This window comes from Fusobacterium mortiferum ATCC 9817, assembly GCF_000158195.2.
GTDB classification, from domain to species: domain Bacteria; phylum Fusobacteriota; class Fusobacteriia; order Fusobacteriales; family Fusobacteriaceae; genus Fusobacterium_A; species Fusobacterium_A mortiferum.
This window is the reverse complement of the sequence record NZ_GL987991.1, coordinates 162192-175472: the sequence shown is the minus strand read 5'-3', so window position 1 is coordinate 175472 and position 13281 is coordinate 162192. Positions and strand designations below refer to the sequence as shown.

Below are 13281 nucleotides of genomic sequence, written 5' to 3'. Positions count from 1 at the left end.
GGATCTATGATAAAAATTTTTATAATCTTGATAAGTTTAGGGATATTATTTTACATATTGACTTATCCTTATCCTTTTAAACTTTTAAGAAAAATACGAAGAGTAATGACATTTGATGAGATAACTTATATTGAGAATAAAGATTTTGATTATGATAAGATATCACTTCAAGATTTTGAAAAAAAATTGATAGTTGAAAAAAGAATCTTAAAATCAAAAGGTTATATTGACGAGAAGTTAGAATATATTGTCATAAAAAATAGAGATGAGGTAAGAGATAACTTACCTTGTCTTATCTTACTTCATGGACTTAGAGATTGTGCTGAAGATTGGCTAGGAAGAGGTAGAATAAGAGAGAATTATTTGACTCTTTTAAAAGAAAATAAAATAGACAAGATGAATATTATTTTATTGAATTCTGGTTATGAAGGAATGGGATGGTATACTAATTTTTATAATGACAAATCCCATCAATATGAAAATTGTATTATAAAGGAGATTATTCCACAATTAAAAGAGGAATTTCCTCACTCTCAATTTGGAATAGCTGGATTTTCCATGGGAGGATATGGAGCTTTCAAACTTGGGCTTAAACATCTAAACTTATTCAAAGTAGTAGGAAGTTTTTCAGGGGCTACAAGTATTGTCAGAATGAGCGTAAATAGAAGGGTTATTAGAATATTTAATCTTCTCTATATTCCAAAATTTTTATTTAGTAACGAAGATAAACTACACTTTTTAAAAGTTTTTGGTTCATGGGGATATAAAATTTTAAAGGAAGACCCATACACACTTATAAAAAGCTTGGCTAAGGAGAAGTATAGTGATAGATATTTTTATACAAGTGTGGGAGAAAAAGATGTTGAAACTCATCTGATGTTACAGCAATGGCTAGATACTGTTGGAAGAATGAAAAAACATAATTATAATTTTATAGGTTATCTTTGTAAAGATGAAACTCATACTTGGGAGTATGTAGCAAGAGATTTAAAAAATTTTTTAGTATATTTTGATGAAAAAATAAGGAATGTGTAATGAAAAAAATAATAAAAGAGATAATAGTAGTAGAGGGTAGAGATGATATATCTGCTGTAAAAGCTGCTGTAGACGCTGAAATAATTCAAGTAAATGGTTTTGCTGTAAGAAAAAAAGAGAATATTGAAAGAATTAGAGTAGCTGAAAAAAATAGAGGAATAATAATTTTAACTGACCCTGACTATGCTGGAAATGAGATTAGAAAATATATACATAAATTTTTTCCAGAAGCTAAAGATGCTTATATTAGAAGATGTGAAGGAACTAAAGATGGAGATATAGGAGTGGAAAATGCCTCTCCAGAAGCTATCATCAATGCTCTTGAAAAAGCTAGATGTACAGTGTCTGATGATTTACAAGAGAATTTCACTATGAGCTATCTAATGGAGTGTGGCTTAGTAGGTGGAGCAGAAGCTAGTGAGAGAAGAGAAAAAGTTGGTGGAAAGTTAGGAATAGGATATTCTAATGGGAAGCAATTTCTTTCTAAGTTAAATAGATATGGAATAACAAAAGAAGAGTTTGAAAGAGCTCTTAATTCAATAAAATAGGGGTGTATAACCCCTATTTTATTTCTATACATATATGTGAATTTTCCATAGGTAAATAGTGTTTGTGATGTACTAATGGAAAATCTCCTTTAGTAAAAACCTTCTCTTCTAATAACCAGCTCTTGCTATTTTTAGCTATTGTATATTTCATAGAGGTAAAGTTTCCAGCTACTGAGAAATTTATATTAATAGTAGAGTGTCTAGCTTTTTGATAAGAAGTTTCCTCTAAAAATTTTAATAGTGCATTTTTATCAGATAAATCTATTTTTTCCTCTGTTATTGTTTCGATAGGAATGAATGAAAGTGTATAAGCTACCCCCTCTCCTTTTGATTTATACCATCTATCCACAAAAACTACCACTGGAGATTTTCTACCTAAAACCTTTGTAGTATAATCAGTTGGAGGTTCTATTCTGAACTCTATTTCCACTTCATCTACAGCTAAATCCAATGCTGAATAAACAGGATGTTTAAGAGTTTCTAATCCCTTTCCATAACGATTTTGTGGTTGAGTTATAAAGTTTCCCTTTCCATGATAATTTTTTATTACTCCATCTTCTTGTAAAAGAGCTAATGCCTGTCTTAATGTCATTCTACTAACTTCCATTATTTTAGCTAATTCTGGTTCAGTTGGTAGTTTTCCAGCTTCATCAAACTCTCCATCTTTTATTAATTTAAAAAGTTTATCATATACAGCAACACACTTAGGAAGTTTTTTACTTCCCTTGATAGCCTCTCTAATCTCTTCTAATGTCAATTTTAATTTCTCCTTCCCTTCATATTTTAATTTTTATAAATCTATATTTAAAAGAACAGGACAGTGGTCAGAACCTAATATCTCTGTATGTATCTCTGCCCCTTTCATATTTTCTTTTATTCTATCAGAAACTAAGAAATAATCTATTCTCCACCCAGCGTTTTTAGCTCTGGCACTAAATCTATAAGACCACCACGAATAAATATCTGTCTTATTTGGATAAAAATATCTAAAGCTATCTACAAAGCCACTTTCTAAAAGCTTCGTCATTTTTTCTCTTTCCTCATCAGAGAAACCAGCATTTTTTCTATTAGTTTTTGGATTTTTTAAATCTATCTCTTTGTGAGCAACATTTAAATCTCCACAAACTATTACAGGTTTTTTCTTATCTAATTCTAAAAGATAATTTTTAAAATCCTCTTCCCATTTCATTCTATAATCTAATCTAGCTAATTTTTCTTGAGAGTTAGGAGTATATACAGTTATCATATAAAATTTTTCAAATTCTAATGTGATTACTCTTCCCTCTTTATCATGCTCTTCTATTCCTATTCCATAATGAACAGAGATAGGTTTTTCCTTTGTAAAAATAGCTGTTCCAGAATATCCTTTTTTCTCAGCATAATTCCAATATTGATGATATCCATCTAACTCTAATTCAATTTGCCCCTCTTGTAATTTTGTTTCTTGTAGACAAAATATATCTGCTTGTTGTTCTTTGAAGTAATCTAGAAATCCTTTACCTACACAAGCTCTTAATCCATTTACATTCCATGATATTAATTTCATAAGCTCTCCTTCTATTTAATTTATATATTACACTTATAATTATATCATATTTATATTTTTATGCAATTATTTTAGACAAAAAAAAGGACAACCTAATTGGTTGTCCTTAGTGAAATATTAGTTAAAACTATTTAACAGCGATAACTTCTATTTCAACTTTTACATCTTTTGGAAGTCTTGCTACTTCTACACAAGCTCTTGCTGGTTTTACATCTCCAAGATACTCATTGTATACTTCGTTGATTGCTGCGAAGTCGTTCATATCTTTGATGAATACTCCTGCTTTTACAACATCTTTCATTGAATATCCAGCTGCTTCTACTATTGCTTTTACGTTTTCTAATGATTGTCTTGTTTGAGCTTTTACATCATCAGATACTAATGTCATTGTTTCTGGAACAAATGGGATTTGTCCTGATACAAATAACATTCCATTAGCCTCTATAGCTTGTGAATATGGTCCTAAAGCTGCTGGTGCTTTTTCTGTGTGAATTACTTTACTCATTTTCTTAATCCTCCTACATTTTTCTTTTATGTAAATCTTTACTTTTGTAAAGAATTTTACCTAATTTCCAAAAAATTTACTAAATAATAGATCTAGTTCAGGTTCGTGTACAACATAACCTACAGCAATTTCTGAATTAGTCATTTCTACAATCTCTTGAGCTCTCTCCTTACCAAAAGCTCCGCATAATTCTATTGCTCCTACTCCCTCTTTTTGTAGATATTCTATTGTTTCTTTTAACATATTCCAATTATTGATAGTACAAATATACGTTATTTGAGAAGTAGTTTCGAACTTAGCTTTGTGTTCATTAGGATTATATTCATTTCCCATTATTATCATTGCAAATTTCTTTTTCATAAAGAATTTCTCCTTTTTAAATAATTGTTCTATGAATTAACTCTCCATTATTTTTAATTTTTAGTATCTCAGCTAAAATCTCTATAGCTATCTCTTCTGGTGTTCCATTAGATAATTTTAATCCTATTGGAGCATAGATATTGTCTTCTATCTTTCCAACTTTTTCAAGATTTTCTTTCAAAGTTGTAATTTTTCTTCTGCTTCCAATAATACCTATATATTTTGCTCCTCTATTTTTTACAAGATTAAGAACCTCTTCATCTAACAAATGACCTCTTGTTACTATTACTATATATGTATTACCATCAATTCTCTCTTTTGTCAAGATATCTTTAAAATTTCCTAGAGTTAGTTCAGGTATATCAAACTTTAACTCCTCTCTATCATCTATAATTTTTAAGTCAAAATCTAGTGTTTTTGTTACTTTAAAAAGTTTTTGCCCCACATGTCCAGCTCCACAGATTAATAATTTAGGAAAAGGAGAAAAAACTTTAATAAATCCTTTCATTGTTCCACCACAATTCATCTGTAATTCATCTGTAGTAGTAAGATTGTATTCAAAATTTTCACTCTCTCCTGTTTCTAGAAGTTGCCTAGCTCTATCTATAACAACACTCTCTATCTTTCCACCACCTATAGTTCCTACTAGCTCATCTTTAAATACTCCCATAATAGTTCCACTTTTTCTGGGAGTAGAACCAGTAGCACCAGTTACAGTAACTAAAGCACCTCTCTCTCCTTGAGATAATTTTTCCTCTATCTTCTTTAAAATAGTTAATTCCATATTACACCTCTATATATTTTTTTCATTTTTTAAATATAGTACAGCTTCTAATACAGCCCCACCTATTGCTCTAGCTTTATCAGAAATAGTGAAACAGTTAGCTTGTTCCTCTTCTCTTGGGTCTATATCTGCCATTTTAAATTTTTCTGGCACTTCATATCCCTCTCTAATAAGTCCTCTCAATACTCCACTTATAGTAGCTAATACTTCTACTCCATCAACTGTAGCAATAACTTGATTTTTCTCTACCATATCCCCTATTTTACAAATGTTTTTTACTACACCAGCACATGGGCTATATATTACTCTCTCTTTTCCTACCCCTTTTATAATTCCTGGAATTCCAGTATTAGCCATAGGCTTACCTTCAAAGATAAGTTTTCCTAGATTATGCCCTCTCATAGTTTCAATAACTACATCTACATCTTCTCCAGCTGTAAATCCGGGTCCTAGCCCTATTGTAATTGGAGCCATCTCTCTATTTGTTCCGTAATTTTTTTTAGCTAAAATACCATCTATTACTACTTGTGGTTTTAATTTATATATAGATTCTCCAGTAGAATCAACTAATACAGGAATCTTTTTTTCTCTCCAGACTTGTTCAATATCTTCAATAGAGTTACAAAGTTTAGCTGTAACTCCCTCTATTGTCATCTCTTTTTCATAGATAGCTTCACAAAAAGCTACCTTTCTTCTTATAGCAGAAGGTTTTTCAATCTCTAAAACCAACACTTTAAATCCTGCTCTATATAATTTTTGAATACTACCAGTGGCTATATCTCCACCACCTCTAACAATAACCAAAGTTTTATTAATTTCTAACATTTTCTCAACCCCTTTACCTCATCCTTACTTCTAGCATAATCTAGTTTATAAAATATGTCAATATAATTTTTTATATAGAAATATTTTAATAAATATGTTATATTAGAAGTGTAGAAAAAATTAGAAAAGAGGAAAAAATTAGATATAAATGAGAGATAAGTTAAATAGAAATATAGATTATTTAAGGCTCTCTATAACTGATAGATGTAATCTCAGATGTAAATATTGTATGGGGGATAAAGATATAGTTTTTCTTCCTAAAGATGAGTTGTTGTCAGTTGAAGAGATAGGAAGGGTAATAAAGATATTTTCAGACTTAGGAATAAAAAAAATTCGTATCACTGGAGGAGAACCGTTAGTTAGAAGGAATTTTAGAGATATTGTTGAAACTATAAATAATATTGAAGATATTGAAGAGATTAATATTACTACTAATGGAATTAGGTTAAGTGAGGAGTTAGAATTTTTAAAAGATAAAAAAATTCATAGTTTAAATATAAGCTTGGATACATTGAAAAAAGATTTATTTAAAGAGATTACTGGTGGTGGAGATTTAGATAAGGTATTATTCTCTTTACATAGAGCTATAGAGCTAAAATTTAAAAGAATTAAACTCAATGTTGTCCTTGTTAGAGGAAAAAATGACAGTGAGATAATGGATTTTGTAAATCTAACAGAAAAGTATCCAATCGATATTAGATTTATTGAGCTTATGCCAATAGGATTGGGAAAAGAGTATGTTCCAATCTCAAATGATGAGGTTAAAGATATTATTTTAAAGGAGAAAAAACTAACTCCATTTGATGAAAAAATAGGTTCGGGGCCTGCAACTTATTACAAAACAGAAAAAGGAATAGGGTGTGTAGGATTTATTACTCCTATATCACATAATTTTTGTGAAAAATGTAATAGGGTAAGAGTAACACCAGAGGGATTTTTAAAACTTTGTTTACATTGGAATGATGGTTTAAATTTAAAAGGGTTACTTAGAGCAGGTGTATCTGATGAATTAATAAAAGAAAAAATACAATTAGCTATAGACAGTAAACCAGATAGACATAAAATGGAAAAAAAAGATGATGAAAATTTTGACAAAAGATATATGAATGAAATTGGAGGATAAGATGGCAAAAATAGTAGCAGTATGTATCAGTGAAAAGAAAGGAACTCAAAAGGTTAATGTACATGAGGGAGTTTTAATTGAAAACTTTGGTTTAGAAGGAGATGCTCATGCTGGAAACTGGCATAGACAAGTGAGTCTACTTTCTAAAGAAAAAGTTACAGATTTCATTGCAAGAGGTGGAAATGTAGTAGATGGAGATTTTGGAGAAAATCTTATAGTAGAGGGAATGGATTGTGCAAAACTACCTGTTGGAACTAGATTAAAAATCAATGATGATATTATATTAGAAGTAACTCAAATTGGTAAAGAGTGTCATTCACATTGTGCAATCTACCATGCTGTAGGAGATTGTATTATGCCTAGAGAGGGAATATTTACCATTGTAATAAAAGGTGGAAAAGTAAAAGAGGGAGATAGTATTGAGATAATTTAATTATTATCTCTTTTCTTTTTTTATAATATATGATATAATCATCAAAGTGATTAAAAAATAAAAATATTTTAAATAATAAAAAAAATATATTAAACTAAAAGAATTGAACATAATAATTCTGAGTAATGGAGGTATGAGATTGAAAAAAGACATAAGTATTAAAAATGTTACTAAAAGCTATGATGGAGTTCAAGTATTGAAAAACATCAACTTGGATATAAAAGATGGAGAAATTTTTTCTATTTTGGGACCTTCGGGGTGTGGTAAAACCACCTTGCTTAGAATGATAGCAGGATTTACAGAGCCAGATGGGGGAGTTATCTATTTAGGAGATGAGGATATTACAAAACTTCCACCTAATAAAAGAAATGTAAATACAATATTTCAAAAATATGCACTATTTCCACATTTGACTGTATATGAAAATATAGCTTTTCCTTTGAGATTAAAGAAAATAGATGATGCAACTATAGATAGTGAAGTTAAAAAATTTGTAAAATTAGTGGGACTTTCTGAGCATATTAATAAGATGCCTAATCAGCTTTCTGGAGGACAACAACAAAGGGTATCTATAGCTAGAGCTTTGATTAATAAGCCAGGACTCCTATTATTAGATGAACCTCTTTCAGCACTAGATGCCAAGTTAAGACAAAATCTATTGATTGAATTGGACTTGATACATGAAGAGGTAGGAATTACATTTATATTTATAACACATGACCAGCAAGAAGCTCTATCAATATCAGATAGAATAGCTGTAATGAATAAAGGGGAGATTTTACAAGTAGGAACTCCAGCAGAGGTATATGAATCTCCAGCTGACTCTTTTGTTGCTGACTTTATAGGAGAGAATAACTTCTTTGAAGGAACAGTTACAGAGATTATGGATAAAGAGTTTGCAAAACTTTATAATGAGAAATTAGGAAGTCTAGTTTTTGAAATGGACAAACCTGTAAAAGTTGGAGATAGAGTTAAGGTATCTATTAGACCAGAGAAGATTAAATTATCTAAAACTATGCCAAAGGCTGTAAATGAAAATGAAAAAATAAATGTTTTAAAAGTATATGTAAATGAATTAATTTATTCTGGATTCCAAAGTAAATACTTCGTTTTCTTAAATAATGATAAAGAGTTAACTTTTAAAGTATTTAAGCAACATGCTGTGTATTTTGATGATAATGATGAGGGAGCTATCTGGTGGGACGAAGAAGCATATATAGCTTGGGACGCTGATGATGGTTTCTTAGTAGAGGTGATATCTGGTGAAGAAAAGTAAACTTGGTACATACTACACTCTTCCAATAGCACTTTGGTTGATAGTTTTCTTTGCTATCCCAATGGTTATTGTATTAGCATATGCCTTTTTGAAAAAGGGAACTTATGGTGGAGTAGAGATGGAACTTTCACTAGCTAGTTTCTATATATTTACAGACAAGGTTTTTTTGACAATTCTGTTTAAAACAGTTTATATATCTATTATGGTAACTATATTTACAGTACTATTATCAATACCTACTGCTTATTATATAGCTAGGTCTAAATATAAAAAAGAATTACTATTTTTAGTAATTATTCCTTTCTGGACAAATTTTTTAATTAGAATCTATGCTTGGATAGCTGTATTGGGAAATAATGGATTTTTAAATAATATATTATTGAAATTAGGAATAATAGATGCTCCATTACAACTATTGTACAATACAGGAGCTGTTATACTTATCTCTGTATATACTAGCTTACCATTTGCTATACTTCCTCTATATGCTGTAATAGAGAAGTTTGATTTCTCTCTTATAGAGGCAGCTAGAGATTTAGGGGCTACTAATAGAGAAGCTTTTTTCAAAGTTTTTATTCCTAATATAAAACCGGGAATTATAACTGCTGTACTATTTACATTTATTCCAGCTCTAGGTTCATATGCTGTACCGAAGTTAGTAGGAGGAACACAGGCTACAATGTTAGGAAATATAATTGCTCAACATCTTACTGTTACTAGAAACTGGCCTCTAGCTTCTACAATTTCAGCAGCTCTTATAATAGTAACTTCAATAGCTATACTATTATTTATGAAGCTTAGCAATAAAGAAACAAAACTAGAGGTGATGGCTGAAGATGAATAAAAGAAGAACTTCATTATTCTTTTTTATACTTTCAATGTTATTTTTCTATATTCCCTTAGTTATATTGATAGTATATTCATTTAATGATGGAAAATCTATGGTATGGAAAGGATTTTCATTAAAATGGTATAGAGAGTTATTTATGTATTCAGATAATATTTGGAAAGCTTTTAGATATAGTGTAGGAATAGCTATTGTATCTGGGCTTACTTCTACAATTATTGGAACTCTTGGAGCTATTGGACTTCAATGGTATGACTTTAAAGGAAAAAAATATTTACAAACACTTACTTATGTTCCTTTAGTTATTCCAGAGATAATTTTAGGGGTTTCTCTTCTTATTTTATTTGCTACAATAAAGTTTGAATTGGGACTTACTACTATATTTATAGCTCATACAACATTTAACATTCCTTTTGTACTATTTATAATACTATCTAGACTAGAGGAATTTGATTATTCCATAGTAGAGGCTGCTTATGACCTTGGAGCAACAGAGTGGCAAGCTCTTACAAAGGTAATTATTCCTGCCATACTTCCAGGGATAATATCTGGATTTTTAATAGCTGTAACTCTATCTTTTGATGATTTTGTTACTACATTCTTTGTAGCAGGACCAGGTTCATCAACACTTCCACTTAGAATCTATTCTATGATAAGATTAGGAGTTTCTCCTGTTATCAATGCACTATCAGTTTTACTAATTGGTATATCTATAATTTTAACTCTATCTACTAAGAGTCTACAAAAATATTTGATAAAATAATCTCTTGGAAAATAGAGAAAATTATAGTATAATCTAGTAAAGAAAACTTTGGGAGGACTTAACAATGAAGAAACTATTAAAATTTTTACTAACTTTAACACTTGTACTTACTGCTTTTTCTTGTACTAGTCTAAGAGATATAGCTAGAAGAGAGGAAGCTGCTAAATATAATGACATCAGAGCAACTTTTATTACAACACAGGGAGATATTACTTTTTATCTTTATCCAGAAGCTGCTCCTATAACAGTGGCAAACTTTATAAACCTTGCTCAAAGAGGTTACTATAACAATACTAAAATACATAGAGCTGTTGAAAACTTTGTTGTTCAAGGGGGAGATCCTACAGGAACTGGTACAGGAGGACCTGGATACTCTATTCCAGATGAATTTGTAAACTGGTTAGACTTTTTCCAACAAGGTATGTTAGCTATGGCAAATGCTGGACCTGGTACAGGAGGTTCACAATTTTTTATGACTCTATATCCTGCTGATTGGTTAAATGGTAAACATACTATATTTGGAGAGTATGTAAGTGATGTAGATTTTGAAAGAATCAAAAAATTAGAAGTAGGAGATATAATTAAAGAGATTAGATTTAGTGGAGATATTGATTTCTTCTTATCACTTCACAAAGAGCAAATAGATGAGTGGAATAAAATATTAGATACTACTTACCCAGGATTAAAAGAGTATCCTGTAAAACCAATAGAGGAGTATCAAGGGGAAGCTCTTGCTTATAAAGAGGAGTTAACTAGAATATATACAAGACAAGAAGAGAAAAAAGAGGATAAAGAGTGGCCTATTCCTAGATTTATCAGAGCTATTGAGAAAAAAATCAAGGGAGAAGAGGCAACATCTTCTTATGAGTTTTAATTGTTAGATATTAATTAAAAAATAACTTTGTTTAAAGAGTAAGGAGCAAGTACGGCTTAGCTTACTAAAAACACAAATTTTAAATTTATAATTGTGTTTTTAATGTTCGCTTTTGCTGACTTGCTCTATTTATTCTCTTTATTATTTAATTTAAGAAGGAGCTGAAATGGGAATAAGATATAATAAAATAAAAGATAAGCATCAGAGAGAGATAGTTTTATTAAAAAGTTTTCCATGTAAATATGGAAAGTGTAGTTTCTGTAACTATATAGAGGATAATTCTTTAAATGAAGAGGAGATAGATAGAGTAAATTTTGAAGTATTAAAAGAGATAACAGGAGAATATGGAGTTTTAGAGGTAATCAATTCTGGCTCTGTGTTTGAGTTAACTCCAAAAACTTTAGCTGAAATCAAAAGAATAGTAATAGAAAAAAATATTAAAACTCTATATTTTGAAATTTATTATGGATATATCAAAAGGCTTAAGGAGATAAGAGATTATTTCAAAGGAATAGAAATTAGATTTAGAATGGGACTAGAAACTTTTGATAATGAGTATAGAATAAAAGGGTATAATAAAAATTTTTCTTTAAATGAGGAGCAACTTTTAGAAATAGGAAAAGAGGTTTATTCTGTATGTTTACTTATCTGTACTAAAGGACAGAGTAAAGAGATGATCAAAAGAGATATTGAGTTAGGGCTAAAATATTTTAAAGCAATCACTATTAATATCTTTATAGATAATGGAACTATTGTAAAAAGAGATAATGAATTAGTTAAATGGTTCGTTGAAAATTACTCCTATTTAGCTGATGATGATAGAGTAGAGCTTTTGATAGATAATAAAGACTTAGGAGTTTTTGAGCAATAATTGAATTTATAAAGTAAATATGATATAATTTAAAAAAGTTGCTCTAGTAGCTCACTAGGTAGAGCACTTGCATGGTAAGCAAGAGGCAGGTGGTTCGAATCCACTCTGGAGCACCATTTTATTTTAGAGGGTGAAGACTATGAATTTAGGAAAATCTAATTTAAAAGTTCCAAGAGTAGCTATTGGTTGTATGAGAATTAATAGTATGAATATTGAAGAACTTGCAGAGTATATAAAGTTTTGTGTAGATAATGGATTAAATTTTTTTGACCATGCTGATATCTATGGAAGAGGAGAGTGTGAAAGACTTTTTGGCAAAGCTTTAAAACTCTCTGGAATAAAAAGAGAGGATATAGTCATACAATCAAAATGTGGAATAGTTCCAGAAAAGATGTATGATTTTTCTAAAGAGTATATTATAAAATCTGTTGATGAAATTTTAGAGCGTTTAGATATAGATTATTTAGATATTTTAGTACTACATAGACCAGATGTTTTAGTAGAGCCTGAAGAGGTAGCAGAAGCTTTTGAAATTTTACATTCTAGTGGTAAAGTAAGATATTTTGGAGTATCTAATCATAAACCTTCACAGATAGAGTTATTAAAAAAATATTTAAAGCAAGATTTATTAGTAAATCAATTGCAATTTAGTCTTCCTTTTTCTAATATGATAGCTAGTGGAATGGAAGTAAATATGCTTACTGATGGTAGTTTTGATAGAGATGGAAGTGTTCTTGATTATTGCCGTCTACATGATATGACAATACAAGCTTGGTCACCTTTTCAATATGGATTTTTTGAAGGGGTATTTATAGGAAGTGAAAAATACCCAGAGCTAAATAAAAATTTAGAAGAGTTAGCTAAAAAATATGGGATAACACCTACTGGAATAGCAACAGCTTGGATATTAAGACACCCAGCTAAGATACAGATGATAGCTGGTACGACAAAAATTTCAAGACTACAAGAGATAATAGATGGAAGTAAGGTAACTCTTAGTAGAGAAGAATGGTATAAACTATATCTAAGTGCTGGACATATTTTACCATAATATTTGTTTAAAACTTATTGAAATTTAAAGGGAGTCTCAATATAAATTTGAAAACTCCCTTTATTATTTTATAAAAATTCTGATCTATTGCTCAATATTATTTATTAAAATGATTTCCGTGGATATCATCATAGTTGTCAGTAGCATACTCTTTTTCTTGGATTTTTTTCATATCATATTTGATTTGCTCAGCAATGATAGAAACATATTTAGCTAAAGTTTCTTGTTTTTCTAATAAAAGTTTCTTTTGTTCAGCGTCAGTAGAAGTTTCAAACTCTTCACTTTTAATAAAATTATTAAGTCTTTCTAGTCTTGCAACTTCTGCATCATACTCATCTCTGATGTATTTCATATTTCTTTCGATACTCATAATTGTTCCTCCTATTAGTTTAATATAATATTTGTTCTATGCTCATATTATACTACTTTTATAGAAATTT

Annotated in this window: 17 protein-coding genes and 1 tRNA gene; 11 read left to right on the top strand and 7 right to left on the bottom strand. The window is 29.7% G+C overall.

Annotated features, from left to right (window positions below):
* The first annotated feature begins 6 nt into the window (after window positions 1-6).
* Together FMAG_RS07455 and rnmV are read left to right on the top strand one after the other, a co-directional pair.
* A complete protein-coding gene (locus tag FMAG_RS07455) occupies window positions 7-1035 on the top strand; it encodes an alpha/beta hydrolase (RefSeq protein ID WP_005885548.1) in 1029 nt (342 codons plus the stop codon).
* Window positions 1035-1583: a ribonuclease M5 gene (gene rnmV, locus FMAG_RS07450; protein WP_005885547.1), complete on the top strand. Its 549-nt coding sequence runs from the start codon at window positions 1035-1037 to the stop codon at window positions 1581-1583. The genes FMAG_RS07455 and rnmV overlap by 1 nt, the downstream gene beginning before the upstream one ends.
* Before the next feature lie 13 nt (window positions 1584-1596).
* Here the strand turns inward: rnmV and FMAG_RS07445 are convergent, their stop codons facing one another.
* The 6 genes from FMAG_RS07445 to yqeB form a co-directional block, all read right to left on the bottom strand.
* Entirely contained in the window at window positions 1597-2340 is a 744-nt protein-coding gene (locus FMAG_RS07445) for a GntR family transcriptional regulator (protein ID WP_005885545.1), read from the bottom strand.
* Window positions 2341-2373: 33 nt separating this feature from the next.
* Window positions 2374-3129, bottom strand: a complete 756-nt coding sequence (locus FMAG_RS07440) for an exodeoxyribonuclease III (protein WP_005885543.1) — start codon at window positions 3127-3129, stop codon at window positions 2374-2376.
* Between the two features lie 127 nt (window positions 3130-3256).
* Window positions 3257-3634, bottom strand: a complete 378-nt coding sequence (locus tag FMAG_RS07435) for a RidA family protein (protein WP_005885540.1) — start codon at window positions 3632-3634, stop codon at window positions 3257-3259.
* 60 nt (window positions 3635-3694) lie between these two features.
* Entirely contained in the window at window positions 3695-3994 is a 300-nt protein-coding gene (locus tag FMAG_RS07430) for a DUF6506 family protein (protein WP_005885539.1), read from the bottom strand.
* Window positions 3995-4010: 16 nt separating this feature from the next.
* Window positions 4011-4778: an XdhC family protein gene (locus FMAG_RS07425; protein WP_005885538.1), complete on the bottom strand. Its 768-nt coding sequence runs from the start codon at window positions 4776-4778 to the stop codon at window positions 4011-4013.
* Window positions 4779-4787: 9 nt separating this feature from the next.
* On the bottom strand, window positions 4788-5603 hold the full coding sequence (gene yqeB, locus FMAG_RS07420) for a selenium-dependent molybdenum cofactor biosynthesis protein YqeB (RefSeq protein WP_005885537.1): 816 nt from the start codon (window positions 5601-5603) through the stop codon (window positions 4788-4790).
* 148 nt (window positions 5604-5751) lie between these two features.
* On the opposite strand from yqeB, the gene moaA reads away from it, so the two are divergent.
* The 9 genes from moaA (at window position 5752) to FMAG_RS07375 (ending at window position 12841) form a co-directional block, all read left to right on the top strand.
* Window positions 5752-6726: a GTP 3',8-cyclase MoaA gene (gene moaA, locus FMAG_RS07415; protein WP_005885536.1), complete on the top strand. Its 975-nt coding sequence runs from the start codon at window positions 5752-5754 to the stop codon at window positions 6724-6726.
* A 1-nt stretch (window position 6727) separates the two neighbouring features.
* Window positions 6728-7159: an MOSC domain-containing protein gene (locus FMAG_RS07410; RefSeq protein ID WP_005885534.1), complete on the top strand. Its 432-nt coding sequence runs from the start codon at window positions 6728-6730 to the stop codon at window positions 7157-7159.
* 139 nt (window positions 7160-7298) lie between these two features.
* Window positions 7299-8435, top strand: coding sequence for an ABC transporter ATP-binding protein (locus tag FMAG_RS07405; protein WP_005885532.1), 1137 nt, complete (start codon window positions 7299-7301; stop codon window positions 8433-8435).
* Entirely contained in the window at window positions 8419-9279 is an 861-nt protein-coding gene (locus FMAG_RS07400) for an ABC transporter permease (RefSeq protein ID WP_187073669.1), read from the top strand. The genes FMAG_RS07405 and FMAG_RS07400 overlap by 17 nt, the downstream gene beginning before the upstream one ends.
* On the top strand, window positions 9272-10045 hold the full coding sequence (locus tag FMAG_RS07395) for an ABC transporter permease (RefSeq protein WP_005885530.1): 774 nt from the start codon (window positions 9272-9274) through the stop codon (window positions 10043-10045). Before FMAG_RS07400 ends, FMAG_RS07395 begins: the two co-directional genes overlap by 8 nt.
* Before the next feature lie 64 nt (window positions 10046-10109).
* Entirely contained in the window at window positions 10110-10919 is an 810-nt protein-coding gene (locus FMAG_RS07390) for a peptidylprolyl isomerase (protein WP_005885529.1), read from the top strand.
* A gap of 166 nt (window positions 10920-11085) precedes the next feature.
* Window positions 11086-11790: a hypothetical protein gene (locus FMAG_RS07385; RefSeq protein WP_005885528.1), complete on the top strand. Its 705-nt coding sequence runs from the start codon at window positions 11086-11088 to the stop codon at window positions 11788-11790.
* A 40-nt stretch (window positions 11791-11830) separates the two neighbouring features.
* Window positions 11831-11906, top strand: a tRNA-Thr gene (locus FMAG_RS07380).
* A 23-nt stretch (window positions 11907-11929) separates the two neighbouring features.
* Window positions 11930-12841: an aldo/keto reductase gene (locus FMAG_RS07375; protein WP_005885527.1), complete on the top strand. Its 912-nt coding sequence runs from the start codon at window positions 11930-11932 to the stop codon at window positions 12839-12841.
* 97 nt (window positions 12842-12938) lie between these two features.
* Here FMAG_RS07375 and FMAG_RS07370 read toward each other — a convergent pair whose 3' ends face one another.
* Window positions 12939-13211, bottom strand: a complete 273-nt coding sequence (locus FMAG_RS07370; RefSeq protein ID WP_005885526.1) for a hypothetical protein — start codon at window positions 13209-13211, stop codon at window positions 12939-12941.
* Window positions 13212-13281: the final 70 nt, after the last annotated feature.